The sequence below is a fragment of the Lactobacillus sp. WILCCON 0058 genome, assembly GCF_057198005.1.
This window is the reverse complement of sequence record NZ_JBUBHM010000001.1, coordinates 762,289-775,864: the sequence shown is the minus strand read 5'-3', so window position 1 is coordinate 775,864 and position 13,576 is coordinate 762,289. Positions and strand designations below refer to the sequence as shown.

The following is a 13,576-nucleotide window of genomic DNA, read 5'->3' as shown; positions in this document are numbered from 1 at the left end:
CCCCTCCTCCTATAAATAGGGGGAGAGACTTACCAAAAAATAACAATTAGTTGGTCTTGGCCTTCTTCTTGTCAAACTTTTGCCGTTCTGAAGTGTTCAAGATCTTCTTCCGCAGGCGCAGGCTTTCTGGAGTTACTTCACAGTATTCGTCATCGTTCAAGAATTCGATTGATTCTTCCAAAGTCAAAGTTTTTGGCGTTCTGATGGCAGCCGCGTGGTCCTTACCAGAAGCACGGGTGTTGGTCAGGTTCTTGCCCTTGGTTACGTTGACAGCGATGTCACGGTCACGGGAAGATACACCAACGATCATCCCTTCGTAAACTTGCACGCCGGCACCGATGAAGAGCTGGCCACGTTGTTCAACTGACTGCAGGGAGTAAGTAGTTGACTGACCCTGGTTGATGGAAACCAAAGCACCGTTGCGCCGGCCTGGGTTCCAGTTCTTAACGACTGGCTTGTATTCGCTGAAGGTGTGGTTCATAATCCCGTAACCACCAGTTGCGGACATGAATTCGTTGTTGTAGCCGATCAGACCACGGGAAGGAACTGAGAATTCCAAGCGGGTCTGGCCGTTGCCCTTGGAAACCATGTTCTGCATTTCACCCTTGCGTTGGGACAAGCCGTCGATAACTGAACCAACGTATTCGTCTGGCACATCGACTTGGACAGCTTCGTATGGTTCGCACATTTGCCCGTCAACTTCCCGGTAGATAACCTTTGGCCGTGACAGTTGCAGTTCGAAGCCTTCCCGGCGCATTTCTTCAACCAGGATGGACAGGTGAAGTTCCCCACGGCCTGAAACAGTCCAGGCGTTCAATTGATCCGTTGGTTCAACCTTCAAGGAAACGTCAGTCCGGGTTTGCCGCAAAAGCCGTTCTTCCAGCTTGGCTGGAGTAACCTGGCTGCCTTCCCGGCCGGCGAATGGTGAGTCATTGGCCACGAAGTCCATTTGCAGAGTCGGCGGGTCGATCCGCAGAATTGGCAAGGCTTCTGGGTTTTCCTTAGAAGCGATGGTTTCACCGACGAAGATGTCATTGATCCCGCTGATGGCGATGATGTCGCCAGCCTTGGCTTCCTTGATTTCGTTTCTCTTCAGACCGAAGTAACCAAAGAGCTTGGTCACGCGGAAGTTTTGCTTGGAACCGTCAAGCTTCATGACAGTAACTTCGTCGCCGACCTTGATCTTGCCCCGGTAAACGCGGCCGACACCGATACGGCCAACGTAGTCGTCCCAGTCAAGCATGGTGATTTGGAACTGCAGAGGTTCGTCTTCGTTGTCAAGTGGAGCCGGAATGGCCTTGATGATGGTGTCGAAAACCGGGTCCATAGTTTCTTCCTGGTCAGCCGGGTCGTCTGAGTAGCTGGAAGTACCGTTCAAGGCAGAAGCGTAAACAACTGGGAATTCAAGTTGTTCGTCGTTGGCGCCAAGTTCGATGAAGAGTTCCAGGACTTCATCCAGAACTTCAGCTGGACGAGCACCAGGACGGTCGATCTTGTTAACGACAACAACTGGCTTAACGCCGGCTTCCAGGGCCTTTTGCAAAACGAAGCGAGTCTGCGGCATTGGGCCTTCGTAAGCGTCGACCAGAAGCAGGGCACCGTCAACCATGTGCATGATCCGTTCAACTTCCCCACCGAAGTCGGCGTGGCCTGGGGTGTCCAGGATGTTGATGGTCGTGCCCTTGTAGCTGACCGCGGTGTTCTTTGACAGAATCGTGATCCCACGTTCACGTTCAATGGCGTTGGAGTCCATTGCCCGGTCTTCCAGGTTCATGTGTTCTGGTAAAGTGTCTGACTGCTTGAGCAGCTGGTTAACCAGGGTAGTCTTACCGTGGTCGACGTGCGCGATGATCGCGATGTTTCTGATGTTTTCTCTTCTCTTTTGATCTGCCAAAAATGTTTCCTCCCCGTTCCTCATAAAAAGAACTGTGACAAAAGCACAGTTCCCTTTAGCCTTAGATAGTAGGCTGGCCGAAGTAATCAGTTTATATTTTTTACAATCATCTATTGTACAACCACTCTTGGACCTGGTCAACAAATTTCCTTTAGTTTACAAAGGCTTTTCAGAGAATGTTTAACCATAAGGTGCGTTTTTGTGGTAAAAATATATTAGCGATTATTTTAAAAGGAGAAACGAAATTGATCTTAATGAAAGATATTGTCCGCGACGGTGATCCCGTTTTGCGGCAAGTTGCTCAAAAATTGACTTTTCCATTGTCAGACCACTACCGCAAGCTGGCCGATGACATGATGGAATATCTGGTAAACTCACAAGATCCAAAGATTGCCGCCAAGCACCAGCTCCGGGCCGGGGTCGGCCTGGCTGCCCCGCAGGTCGGTGAAGGCGTGTCCATGGCTGCCCTCTTGGTTCCAGATGACAAGGGTGAAATTATCTTTAAGGAAGTTTACGTCAACCCGGAAATTATTTCTGAGTCCGTCCGCAAGACCTGCCTGGGCGAAGGCGAAGGCTGCCTCAGCGTCGACAAGGTCATCGACGGCTATGTTCCGCGGCCAAACAAGGTTACGATTCACTACTGGACAGTTGACGGCGAGGAAAAGACCATCCGCCTCAAGGGCTACCCAGCCATCGTTTCCGGCCACGAAATCGACCACTTGAACGGCCACCTCTTCTACGACCGAATCAACAAGAAGAACCCATTTGCCCTGGATGAAGATACCATCGTCATCTACTAGGCCCAAGAGTCCAAGCCAGCCCGCTTCGTCCTGGCTTGGACTTTTTTGTTCTCTTTTTCCTTATAGGCAAGTTCTGTTTCTATACTTGCTTTTCTAATTATGCTAAACTTTAATTAGCTATTGAGTATTTTTGTCAAAATTTCTCAAACAGAGATCGAATTACAATTAAACAATAAGGAGATTTTTTATGATCTACAAAGTTTTATATCAAAAGGACAAGATCGTTAACCCACGCAGAGAAACGACCCAGACTCTCTACATGGAAGCCGACAACGTTGTCCAAGCCAGAGCCCTCGTTGAACAAAACACCCCCTACAACATCGAGCTCATCCAAGAATTAACTGGCAACTCCTTGAAGTACGAACAAGAACACGCCGACTTCAAGCTTACTGCCTTCGGCCAAGCTGACAGTGAAGATTAAGCAAAACGAAGTAGCCGTTTTCGCGATCGGGGGATTACACGAAATCGGCCGTAACATGTACTGCGTCCAATACCAAGACGAAATCGTCATCATGGACTGCGGCATCAAGTTTCCAGAAGACGAGCTGCTGGGGATCAACTATGTTATCTCCGACTACTCCTACCTGGTCAAGAACCGGGAGAAGATCAAGGCCCTGGTTGTCAGCCACGGCCACGAAGACCACATCGGCGGGATTCCCTTCCTGCTGGAAAAGATTCCGGAAATTCCAGTCTACGCCACGCCTTTTGCCCTGGCCCTGATCAAGAGCAAGTGTGAAGAACACGGGATCCTGGACCGGACTGAACTGCATGAGGAACATGAAGACACGGTTTTGACTTTTGACAAGCTCAGCGTGACTTTCTTCAGAACTACCCACTCAATCCCCGACACTTTGGGGATTGCCGTCCACACTCCGCTTGGCGCGGTTGTCTTCACCGGTGACTTCAAGTTCGACTTGACCCCAGTCATGAACCAGCCGGCCCCTAACTTCCAGAGAATGGCCCAGCTGGGTGAAGAAGGCGTTTTGGCCCTCTTGAGCGACTCAACCAATGCGGAAGTGCCGCAGTTTACCAAGTCTGAGCGCTTCGTTGCCGGCTCTTTGCACAACATCATTACCGGCATTGAAGGCCGGATCATTTTTGCCACTTTTGCTTCCAACCTTTACCGGGTGTCAACCGCCATTCAAGCCGCGATCGACACCGGCCGCAAGGTGGCGATTTTTGGCCGGAGCATGGAGAACGGGATCCAAAACGGGATCGATTTAGGCTACCTGGATGTGCCGGAAGGCTTGATCGTTGATGCAGAAACGATCAACTCCCTGCCGCCGGAAAAGGTCATGATCCTCTGTACCGGTTCGCAAGGTGAACCTCTGGCCGCCCTCTCCCGGATTGCCAACGGCACCCACCGGCAGATCAAACTGAAGCCGCACGACACCGTGATCTTCTCATCAAACCCAATTCCAGGCAACACCTTGAGCGTCAACCAGCTGATCAACAAGCTGATGGAAGGCGGGGCCAACGTCGTCCACGGCCGGGTCAACAATGTCCACACTTCCGGCCACGGCGGCCAGGAAGAACTGAAGCTCATGGTCGAATTGTCTAAGCCAAAGTACATGATCCCGGTGCACGGGGAATACCGGATGCAGGTTGTCCACGCCCACCTGGCCCAGCAAGCAGGCGTGCCAGCAGAAAACACCTTCGTCTTGAAGAATGGTGAAGTAGTCTGCTTCAGCCCTGACGGGGCCAGAATTGCCGGTGACATTCACGTCAAGGACGTCTTCGTCGACACTTCCGGTGCCGCTGACGTCGGCAACATTGTTGTCCGCGACCGGCAGATCCTGTCTGAAGAAGGGCTGGTCGTTGCCGTAGCCACTGTTGACTACAAGCACAAGCGGGTCTTGGCAGGTCCTGACATCCTCAGCCGGGGCTTTGTCTACATGCGCGAGTCTCAGGACTTGATCAACGCGGCCCAGAAGCACGTCTACCATGTCTTGAAGACGGAAATGGCTAAGAGCGACAAGCCTAAGGACAGCGAAATCCGCAAGGCGATCGTCGAGAACCTGCAGGACTTCCTATACTCCCGCACCGAAAGACGGCCGATGATCCTGCCAATGCTGATCGAAAAGAAATAAAGCTTGATAGCAAAAAAGAACTCCTGCCGGAGTTCTTTTTTTATGCCCTTTGTCATTTTTTACTTGAAGAGGTCGTTGAAAGCCTCGCTCATGGTCGGGTGGGTGTAGATCTGATCACGCAGGAAGCTGTAAGGCAGCTTGGCCTTCATGGCCAAAGCGATCTGGTTGATCAGTTCATGGGATTCCAGACCGTACAGACTGGCCCCCAGGATCTGCCCGTTTGCCGGGTCAACCAGGGCCTTGAACAAGCCCCGGCTGTCCTTGGCTACTTTGGCCTTGGGGATGGCAGCAACTGGCAGCTTGAAGAGCTGGTAGTCGACCCCGGCCTTTTGGGCGGCTTTTTCATTGAGACCAACGGCTGACAAAGGCGGGGTAATGAAGACACTGGTCGGCAGGATTTGCCGGTCGCTGGCTTTCCGCTTGCCTTCGCCAAAAAGCTGGTCCTTGACAATTCTGAAGTCATCTAATGAAACATAGGTAAATTGCGGTCCGCCCTTGACGTCGCCCAGGGCCCAGACCTGGTCAGCGCTTGTTCTTAAGAAGTCATCAACCTTGATATTGCCTCGGTCGTCAGTTTCTACCCCGGCTGCTTCCAGGTTAAGGTCAGCTGTGTTGGCCTGCCGGCCAGCAGCAACCAGGATCTTGTCAGCCGAAGCAGTCATTTTTTCTTCGCCTAATTGGTAGTCAATTACGACCTTATCAGCTTCGTCGCTGACTTTTTCGATATCGGCACCTAAAATGAATTTAACTCCAGCCGCTTCCAGGTCAGCCTTGACAGCGGCTTTGATATCATCGTCTTCTCTTGGCAAAAATTCCGGACTGTGGTCCAAAACGGTTACCTGGCTGCCATAATTGGCAAACATGGCCGCAAATTCCAGGCCAATGTAGCCCGCCCCCAGGATCAAAAGTTCTTTTGGCAGGTCCTCCAGGTCCATGGCCTGGGTGGAATCCAGCCGCTTTTTGCTCTCTTTTAAGCCAGGAACAGGCGGCAGAACCGGGCTGGCCCCAGTGTTGATAAAGATCCGTTCACCCTTAAAAATCTGCTTGCCAGCCGGACCCATGACTTCAATTTCCTTTTCGCCGATGAAGCGGGCCTGGCCGTCAAGCACGGTCACCGTCTCTTCCTGAGCCAGCATCTGGTAGTTCTTCTCCCGCAGCTGAGCCGTCATCTCATTTTTGCCAGCTACTGCTTCAGAAAAATCGCTGCCGGCTGCTGCTTCCAAAATCAAGCGCTTGGACGGCAGGCAGGCGATGTTGATGCAGGTGCCCCCGTACATTTTCGGTGACTTTTCAACCAAAAGGACTTCTTCGCCCTGCTGGCCCAGGAACTTGGCCAAGGTCTTGCCCCCCTTGCCGAAACCAATGATGATGTTTTTGACTGTCTTTCTTGTTTCTTTTTCCGTCATTTTTTACCCAACTTTCTTCAAGATTAACTAACTTTTTGTAAGTTATGTTTAGTATATCCTATCTCTTCTCTCTTGTCAGTACTTTGCTTACAAAAAGTAACATACTTAAGTTTTAGGCAAAAAAGAAAGGCTGGTCAAGCCAGTCTTTCTGTCAAAAAGTTCATTTAATTAGTTCTGCGGCCCTTTGGTCCGGACGATTTCTACCAGATTCTTGCATCCTTGAACCAGGTCCTCCATGCCGACCATGGGGGAAATCTCCGCCCGGCTGATCCGGGCTCCGGTCAAGATGTAGTCTTCAGCTTTTTCTTCTGAGGAATCATTCTTATCCTTTTCCGTGGCTTCTTGCTCTTTGGCTTCTTCAGGCTTAAAGCGTTCCTTCAAAAGCCAGACCAGGTTGGTCCGCCGCTCATTGCCCTTGACCCGCATGGCCTGGGCAAAAGCCTGCTCCTGGCCGACCATGACCAGCTTCTGGGAAGCCCGGGTGATGGCCGTGTACAAAAGGTTCCGCTTGAGCATGATATAGTTCTGCATGGTTAAACAGAGAATGACCAAAGGAAATTCCGACCCCTGGGACTTGTGGATGGTGATGGCATAGGCCCGGGTCAGATTGTTCAAGTCAGCTTGCGTATAGGCCACTTCCTTGCCGTCAAAATTGACCAAAAGCTTGACCTCATCATCTTCGTCTTCCATTATTTCCGGGTCAACGGAAGCAACCTTGCCGATCTCGCCGTTGTAGATCCCCCGTTCCGGGTCATTTTGCAGCTGCAGGACACGGTCGTTCAAGCGGAAATTTTCGCCATGGGCTTCAACTGCTTGATCATTGCCCTTTTCCGGATTAATTACCTGCTGGAGGGTGTCGTTCAAGCTGTTGATCCCCCCGTCGCCCCGGTACATGGCACCCAGAACCTGGATGTCGTCTGCCGCAAAGCCGCTCTTTAAGGCTGCCCGGGTGATCTGCTCGACAGCGCTAGGCACGGCATGGGGCGGGCAGGGAATAAAGGAGTAGCTGGCCGTTTTTTGCAATAAAACAGCCGGGTTGGCCCCATCGTTAACCGCGTGAGCCAGAGGAATGATCGTTGAATCATCTTTTTGCCGGTGGACCACCTGCAATTGGCAGGTTGGAATGAAGTCCGCCTCAATCAAGTCAGCAAAAACTTTCCCTGCCCCAACGGATGGCAATTGGTCCTTGTCGCCGACAAAGACCAGGTGGCGGACATTGCTGATGGAGCTGAGCAGTTTTTCAAAGAGGTAGATGTCAACCATGGACATTTCGTCGACGATCAAGATCTCCCCTTCCAAATCATTCAGCTCCATCTCCTCGCTGTTGTCGATCCCCAGGCCCAAAAGGCGGTGGATGGTCTTGGCCGGATAGCCGGTCACTTCCCCCATCCGCTTGGCGGCCCGGCCAGTTGGGGCAGCCAGGAGAATTGCTTCTTCAGCTTCTTCTTCGTCCATGTCGGCCAGGTCCTTTAAAGCCAGCAGGATCCCGTCAATGATGGTCGTCTTCCCGCTGCCTGGTCCCCCGGTCAAGATTGATACCGGACTGGTTACCGCGTTCTTGATAGCCTGCTTTTGCTCAGGATCATAGCTGATCCCCAGCTTTTTTTCAGCCCGCTTGATGGCCTGGTCCAAGTCCTTGTCTTTGTAGTCCTCTTCCTTGCCCTTGGCCAAAAGGTCAGCCAGGTCAGTCACGATCTCACTTTCCACTTGAAATGGTCCAAGCAGGCTGGCCCGGCCATCTTCCACGACGACCTTTTTCTTGTCTTGCAGGTCATTGACCGCTTCAGCCAGGCGGTCATAATTGATATTTGTCAGTTCCTTGGCCGCCGGCAAAAGCTGATCCAGTTCCAGATAGGTTTCCCCATCCATAGTCAAGGCCTGGAGCAAAACGGCCAGGATGCCGCCATTAGCCCGCTCCAAACTGTCAAGGTCAATGCCAAAGCCAATTCCCAGATGGTCGGCCTGCTTGAAGGAATAGCCGGTCACCTCGCCTAAAGGCAGGTAGGGGTCAGCCTGCAGCTTTTTCAAGGTCTGGTCATGGTACTTCTGATAGAGGCGGCCGGCCACCTTGCGGGGAATCCCGTAACTGGCCAAAGTCATGGCCAGGTCGTCAAAAGAGTCCATCTGGGCCAGGCCAGACAAGAGACTGTCTTTTTGCTTTTGGGAAAGATCCAGCTTGGCAATCAAGGCCGGATCAGCCTGCAGGCTCTTTAGGCCTCCGCCGCCCAGCTGGTCAACGATTTTTTCCGCTGTTTTGGGCCCAATACCGGGGAACTTGTCAGAAGACAGGTACTTGACCACCCCGCCGGTTTCTTTAGGCAGGGCTGGCTGGCAGCCCGTCGCTTGAAACTGCAAGCCGTACTTGGGGTGAGTGACCAGTTCACCGGTAAAGCTGTATTCCTGGCCAATTTCCAGGTCCCCGAAGGTCCCCGTCACCTTGATTTCGTCATCGTCGTAGCCGGCCAGAGGCGTCTTTACGGCGACCAGCAAGATCTTGTACATATTTTGCGCGTTTTCATAAATCACGCTCTTTACTTCACCGCTAAACTCGGTCATTTCCTGCTCCTTATTATTCTTTACCTGCCCCTGCCTTTCCCTGGCTCAAAAGCTTCAGCAGGGACTCATATTGATCCTTGGCTTTTTGATAATATTTGGGATCCTGCTCCTTGGATTTGGCAAAAAATTCTTCTGCCTTGTCCCGGTCTTGGCTGAAATAAGTGAGACCCAGCAAAAAATTCAGCTTGCTTGTTCTCTGCCCTTCAGCAATCTCCAGGTAGCTGGCCCGGGCAGACTCTAATTCTCCCAGGGCCAGCCAGATGTCACCGATGAGTTCTTTTACCCGGTCGTCGCTCTCTTTGATCGACAAGGCATAAGCCAGAGCCTTCTGGCTTTGGCCCAGCTTAAGGTAGACCAGGGCCTTTTGGTACATGGTCATGTCGTCATCCGGAATCTGGGCCAAGCGGGCCAGGGCCTGGTCAAAGTCGCCCAAGGCGTAGTCACAGACAGCCAGGTCATAGGTCAAGGCCTGGGGGTCTTCCGCGATCCCCCGCGCCTTGGTCAAAAGCTCCCTGGCTTGCTCAGCGCTGCCCTGGTCGAGAAGATAAGTTGCCAGCTGCAGGTAGTTGTCGGTTTCCCGGGGATTATGGTCGATTTTTTCAATCAAGGCATGAATCGCTTGGTCGACTTTTCCTTCTTCATAAAGCTGATTGATCTTTTGCTCCATTACAAACCATCCGTTTCTGACATTTTATGTCCTAAAGGAGTAACGTCTGACCACTTGACCAATTTAAAGTCTGCCCCGGTATCTTGGCTTTCCAAGATTGAAACGCTGGTGTTGTAAATGACTCCATTTTTCCGCAAGTTTGCTAGGTCATAGCCCAAAAGCGCCCCCATGATAGCTGACAAAACTGCCCCGTGGCTGACCACCAGAACCTTGTCGCTGTCTTTCGGGTATTTCTTGGCCATTTCCCGGCCGAAGTCCAGGCCCCTGGCCATGGCATGCTCATAGCTTTCACCCTCTACGACGCTATTGTCATATTTGTCCGGGTGATGCCAAAAATTGTCGATTTCCTGGGGATAGAGCTTCTCCGCCTCTGCATACTTCATTCCTTCCAGCTTGCCCAGGTTCATTTCCCGCAAGCGTTCATCGATATGCAGGGGCAGGCGGATCCCGGCCGCGTCAATCAGCCCTTGGGCCGTCATTCTTGCTCGGTCCAGAGGACTGGCGTAAACAGCCTTAAAATGTTCCCCTTTTAAATAACGTCCCAGCTTCTCAATGTCGGCCAAACTTTCCGGCAGCAATTTTGAATCGCCTTGTCCGCCCTGGAAGCGCTGCTCCAGGTTCCACTGAGTCTTGCCATGTCTTACAAAATATATTTCCATAATTTTTATCGCCTCTCGTAACTATCGCTATTTATTATAGCAAAAGCCTAACCCCAAAAACACGAACAAGGCCAAGTCCGCTGGGACTTGGCCTTGCCGTTAAACTAATTGCAGCTTTTTGTCATCCTTGAAGGCAGCGTCAATGTTCCCGCCGCCCAGGCATTCCTCGCCATTATATAAAACCAGGGCCTGGCCCGGGGTAACCGCCCGAGCTGGCTCGTCGAAGTAGACGTCAGCCGTCTTGCTGTCCGCGTGATACTTGACAGTAACGCCGACATCGCACTGCCGGTAGCGGAACTTGGCGGTCGCCTTAAATTCCGTATCTTGGTCAGGATTGCCGGTAAAGAAAGTCATGCCGGAAGCCTGCAGGCGGTCAGCGTAAAGGCGGGGGCTGTCATAGCCCTGCTCAACGATCAGCTGGTTCTTTGCCAGGTCCTTGCCCACGACAAACCACGGAGCGGTGGACTGCTTGGTTGAACCCAGGCCCAGGCCCTGCCGCTGGCCGATCGTGTAATACATGAGGCCAGCGTGCTGGCCGACAACCTGCCCGTCCGGAGTCACCATGTCCCCGCCTTGGGCTGGCAGGAATTCGCTGAGGAAGTGCTTGAAGTTTCTTTCCCCAATGAAGCAAATCCCAGTTGAATCCTTCTTCTTGGCGTTGACCAGGCCGGCTTCTTCGGCAATCCGCCGCACTTCCGGCTTAGTCAAGTCCTGCAGGGGGAACATGACCCGCTTGATCTGTTCTTGGGTCAATTGACTTAAGAAGTAAGTCTGGTCCTTGTTGCCATCCTTTGGCCGCATCATGTGGGTCACGCCATTTTCATCAACCATGGTCTTGGCATAGTGACCCATGGCCAGGTAGTCAGCGTCCAGGTCCAGGGCATATTCCAGGAAGGACTTGAACTTGATCTCGGTGTTGCACATGATGTCGGGATTAGGCGTGCGGCCAGCCTTGTACTCCTTCAAAAAGTACTGGAAGACCCGCTCCCAGTATTCTTTTTCGAAGTTGATCGAATAGTAAGGGATGCCGATCTTGTCGGCAACCTTTTTGACGTCTTCGTAGTCTTCAGTTGCCGTGCAGACACCATCATCATTGGTATCATCCCAGTTCTTCATAAAAACGCCGACGACGTCGTAGCCTTGCCGCTTGAGCAAAAGGGCTGCTACTGAAGAGTCAACCCCGCCGCTCATGCCGACAACGACTCTGATCTTGCTATTGTCAACCATTAAATCAATCCTTCACTTCGCTTAAAATCTTCCGCTCCTCCAGGTCCTTCAAGATATAGTCCAAAAGTTCAACCGTCGGAGCCAGCTGCTTGTTTTTAAAAATGTTTACCTTCTTCAGGCCGCTTGGATCCGTAACGACCATAGTCAAGCCGGACAAGTCGCTCTTGATCGTCATCTTCAGCTTGGTCGTCGCGTTGTAAGGCGATTCGTTGTAAAGTGGGTGCTCGTAGACGAAGTTGCCCCGGGGGGTCTTCTGGAAGCCAGCGTCAATCAACGCATACAGCTTCACGTCTGGATTAAGCATGAACTTCCGCTTGTCGCCATTGATCATCACAGTATTAGCCATAAAGTAAAACCTCGCTTATTAATTGTAAGTACATTCCTTCAAAAAAGCAACTATTTAGTCTTCCCGCTTCCGGTCCTGCAGCTTGCGGGCCACCTTTACCAAGGCATCCGCGAAAGCTTCCACTTCTTCCGCCGTGTTGTAGCGGCCAAAAGAAATCCGGATCGATTCGCTGACCTTTGGCGAATCCTGGCCAAACATAGCCGTCAAAACGTGTGACGGGGTCAGGCTGCCGGCCGTGCAGGCAGAACCGCCCGACACTTCAAAGCCGGCCAGGTCCAGGTTGGCCAGAAGGACATAAGTGGACAGGCCGTTTAAGCGCAGGTTCAAGACATGGTGAGAAACCAGGCCGGTCAAGGGGCTGTTGACCTCGTAGGCTACCCCGCTTTCATCCAGCCGGCTCAAGACAATCTTCTGGAAGTCAGTGTACTTGGCCTGCAGGTCAGCCTTGGATTCAGCTTGCACTTCAGCTACTGCCTGGCCAAAGCCGGCGATCCCCGGCACGTTTTCCGTACCGGCCCGCCGCTTCAATTCCTGGTCGCCGCCATAAATCCGGTTTGGCAGGCGGATCCCGTCTCTTTCATACAGGAAGCCCAGGAATTTCGGCCCATAGATCTTGTGGGCTGAGGTCGACATAAAATCGATTCCCATTTCTTCAACATCCAGATCGATGTTGCCCAGACCCTGGACAGCGTCAACGTGGAAGAAGGCATTGCTTTCCTTGACGATTTGCCCGATTTCCTTGAGGGGGTTGATGCTGCCAACTTCGTTGTTGACCGCCATGACTGAGACCAGAATCGTGTCGTCTCTGATGGCCTCGCGCAGCTGGTCAAGGGAAATGTGCCCGTCCCCGTCAACGTCCAGGTAGGTCACTTCGTAGCCGAGTTCTTCCAAGTGCTGCATTGATTTTAAGACTGATTCATGCTCGATCTTGGTCGTAATCAAGTGCCGGCCCACGTCTTTCTGCATTTCCGCCACGCCAAAAATTACCGTGTTGTTGCTTTCTGAACCGCCGGAGGTAAAAATAATCTCCTGGTCCTTGGCATTGATGGCCTGGGCAATCGTGTGCCGGGCCGTTTCCACGGTGTTGCGGGCCTTCCGGCCCAGAGTGTGGGTGCTGGAAGCATTGCCGAAGTCATTGGCCATTTCATCAGCGATCACGTCAATGACGGTCGGTGACATCGGTGTAGTTGCCGCGTTGTCAAGATATACCTGCTTCATTTACAAATCATTCTCCCTTAAGTATTCCACGATCAGTTCTGCCGCCTGGGCACCAACCTTTCTGACAAAGGCGGCGAAGTCATTGTCGGCATCTTCATCCCCGTTGTCGGAAATTGCCCGCAAGGCAATCAACGGCACGTTAAAGTGGTAGGCCACTTGGGCAAAAGCCGCCCCTTCCATTTCCACGCACAGGGCAGTTGGGAAATTGTCCAGAATTTCGTCTTTTTGCGCCTGGGAGGAAATAAAGGAGTCCCCGGTCACGACCAGTCCTTCCTTGTAGGCTACGCCCTTTTTGGCCAAAAAGTCCTTGAACTTGTCTCTTTCCGCGCTGTCCAGCTTAAAGCGGGCCGGTTCCTGCGGAATCTGCCCTTCGACATAGTTGCCCGCTGAAGTGTTGTGGGCATCGTGGTAGGCAAATTCGCTTGGCAAAACCAGGTCCATCCGCTGAACATCTTTTTGCAAAGACCCGGCTGACCCGGTCATGATGACCAGGTCTATCTTTTCCTTGGCCAAAAGGCTGGTCAGGTTCATGGCCGCCTGGACCTTGCCGATCCCAGTCAAGCCCAGGTAAAGATCGTTGCCGGCAACGGAAAAATGCTCGAATTCAGTTGAACCGAACATTTCTTTTTTACCTGAGGAAAAGTATTGATGATAAAATTCAGCTTCTTCAGCCATTGGCACAACGATTGCAATTTTCATCGGTAATCCTCAAT

12 protein-coding genes are annotated in these 13,576 nt (G+C 52.1%); 3 read left to right on the top strand and 9 right to left on the bottom strand.

Annotated elements, in window-relative coordinates; all coding sequences use genetic code 11:
- Positions 1 to 46: 46 nt before the first annotated feature.
- Entirely contained in the window at positions 47 to 1,918 is a 1,872-nt protein-coding gene (gene typA, locus ACYVUU_RS03825; protein ID WP_270448173.1) for a translational GTPase TypA, read from the bottom strand.
- Positions 1,919 to 2,139: 221 nt separating this feature from the next.
- Here typA and def point away from each other — a divergent pair, with 221 nt between their 5' ends.
- From def to rnjA, 3 genes are all read left to right on the top strand, one after another.
- Positions 2,140 to 2,694: a peptide deformylase gene (def, locus tag ACYVUU_RS03820; RefSeq protein WP_484499997.1), complete on the top strand. Its 555-nt coding sequence runs from the start codon at positions 2,140 to 2,142 to the stop codon at positions 2,692 to 2,694.
- A 187-nt stretch (positions 2,695 to 2,881) separates the two neighbouring features.
- Entirely contained in the window at positions 2,882 to 3,115 is a 234-nt protein-coding gene (locus ACYVUU_RS03815) for a DNA-dependent RNA polymerase subunit epsilon (protein WP_439774754.1), read from the top strand.
- On the top strand, positions 3,105 to 4,784 hold the full coding sequence (rnjA, locus tag ACYVUU_RS03810; protein WP_439774755.1) for a ribonuclease J1: 1,680 nt from the start codon (positions 3,105 to 3,107) through the stop codon (positions 4,782 to 4,784). Before ACYVUU_RS03815 ends, rnjA begins: the two co-directional genes overlap by 11 nt.
- Before the next feature lie 59 nt (positions 4,785 to 4,843).
- On the opposite strand, the gene ACYVUU_RS03805 is transcribed toward rnjA, so the two are convergent.
- The 8 genes from ACYVUU_RS03805 to ACYVUU_RS03770 form a co-directional block, all read right to left on the bottom strand.
- Positions 4,844 to 6,190 (bottom strand): FAD-dependent oxidoreductase, encoded by a 1,347-nt coding sequence (locus ACYVUU_RS03805; RefSeq protein ID WP_484499996.1) that lies wholly within the window; start codon positions 6,188 to 6,190, stop codon positions 4,844 to 4,846.
- 168 nt (positions 6,191 to 6,358) lie between these two features.
- Positions 6,359 to 8,746 carry an SF1B family DNA helicase RecD2 gene (recD2, locus tag ACYVUU_RS03800; protein WP_484499995.1) on the bottom strand — a complete coding sequence of 796 codons (2,388 nt, stop codon included), beginning with the start codon at positions 8,744 to 8,746 and terminating at the stop codon, positions 6,359 to 6,361.
- Positions 8,747 to 8,759: 13 nt separating this feature from the next.
- Positions 8,760 to 9,413 carry a tetratricopeptide repeat protein gene (locus tag ACYVUU_RS03795; RefSeq protein ID WP_439775537.1) on the bottom strand — a complete coding sequence of 218 codons (654 nt, stop codon included), beginning with the start codon at positions 9,411 to 9,413 and terminating at the stop codon, positions 8,760 to 8,762.
- Positions 9,413 to 10,072 carry a histidine phosphatase family protein gene (locus ACYVUU_RS03790; RefSeq protein WP_484499994.1) on the bottom strand — a complete coding sequence of 220 codons (660 nt, stop codon included), beginning with the start codon at positions 10,070 to 10,072 and terminating at the stop codon, positions 9,413 to 9,415. Before ACYVUU_RS03790 ends, ACYVUU_RS03795 begins: the two co-directional genes overlap by 1 nt.
- Before the next feature lie 99 nt (positions 10,073 to 10,171).
- Positions 10,172 to 11,299, bottom strand: coding sequence for a tRNA 2-thiouridine(34) synthase MnmA (mnmA, locus tag ACYVUU_RS03785; protein ID WP_484499992.1), 1,128 nt, complete (start codon positions 11,297 to 11,299; stop codon positions 10,172 to 10,174).
- Between the two features lie 4 nt (positions 11,300 to 11,303).
- Positions 11,304 to 11,645 carry a DUF1831 domain-containing protein gene (locus ACYVUU_RS03780; RefSeq protein ID WP_270448187.1) on the bottom strand — a complete coding sequence of 114 codons (342 nt, stop codon included), beginning with the start codon at positions 11,643 to 11,645 and terminating at the stop codon, positions 11,304 to 11,306.
- A 54-nt stretch (positions 11,646 to 11,699) separates the two neighbouring features.
- Positions 11,700 to 12,863, bottom strand: a complete 1,164-nt coding sequence (locus ACYVUU_RS03775; protein ID WP_484499991.1) for a cysteine desulfurase family protein — start codon at positions 12,861 to 12,863, stop codon at positions 11,700 to 11,702.
- Positions 12,864 to 13,562: a 5'-methylthioadenosine/adenosylhomocysteine nucleosidase gene (locus ACYVUU_RS03770; RefSeq protein WP_484499989.1), complete on the bottom strand. Its 699-nt coding sequence runs from the start codon at positions 13,560 to 13,562 to the stop codon at positions 12,864 to 12,866.
- Between the last annotated feature and the right edge of the window lie 14 nt (positions 13,563 to 13,576).

Excerpts from the sequence above, each read along its gene's own strand:
- ACYVUU_RS03790 (WP_484499994.1), bottom strand. The coding sequence starts at position 10,072 with ATGGAAATATATTTTGTAAGACATGGCAAGACTCAGTGGAACCTGGAG.
- ACYVUU_RS03815 (WP_439774754.1), top strand. The coding sequence starts at position 2,882 with ATGATCTACAAAGTTTTATATCAAAAGGACAAGATCGTTAACCCACGC.
- ACYVUU_RS03795 (WP_439775537.1), bottom strand. The coding sequence starts at position 9,413 with ATGGAGCAAAAGATCAATCAGCTTTATGAAGAAGGAAAAGTCGACCAA.
- ACYVUU_RS03775 (WP_484499991.1), bottom strand. The coding sequence starts at position 12,863 with ATGAAGCAGGTATATCTTGACAACGCGGCAACTACACCGATGTCACCG.
- mnmA (WP_484499992.1), bottom strand. The coding sequence starts at position 11,299 with ATGGTTGACAATAGCAAGATCAGAGTCGTTGTCGGCATGAGCGGCGGG.
- ACYVUU_RS03780 (WP_270448187.1), bottom strand. The coding sequence starts at position 11,645 with ATGGCTAATACTGTGATGATCAATGGCGACAAGCGGAAGTTCATGCTT.
- ACYVUU_RS03770 (WP_484499989.1), bottom strand. The coding sequence starts at position 13,562 with ATGAAAATTGCAATCGTTGTGCCAATGGCTGAAGAAGCTGAATTTTAT.
- typA (WP_270448173.1), bottom strand. The coding sequence starts at position 1,918 with ATGAGGAACGGGGAGGAAACATTTTTGGCAGATCAAAAGAGAAGAGAA.
- recD2 (WP_484499995.1), bottom strand. The coding sequence starts at position 8,746 with ATGACCGAGTTTAGCGGTGAAGTAAAGAGCGTGATTTATGAAAACGCG.
- ACYVUU_RS03805 (WP_484499996.1), bottom strand. The coding sequence starts at position 6,190 with ATGACGGAAAAAGAAACAAGAAAGACAGTCAAAAACATCATCATTGGT.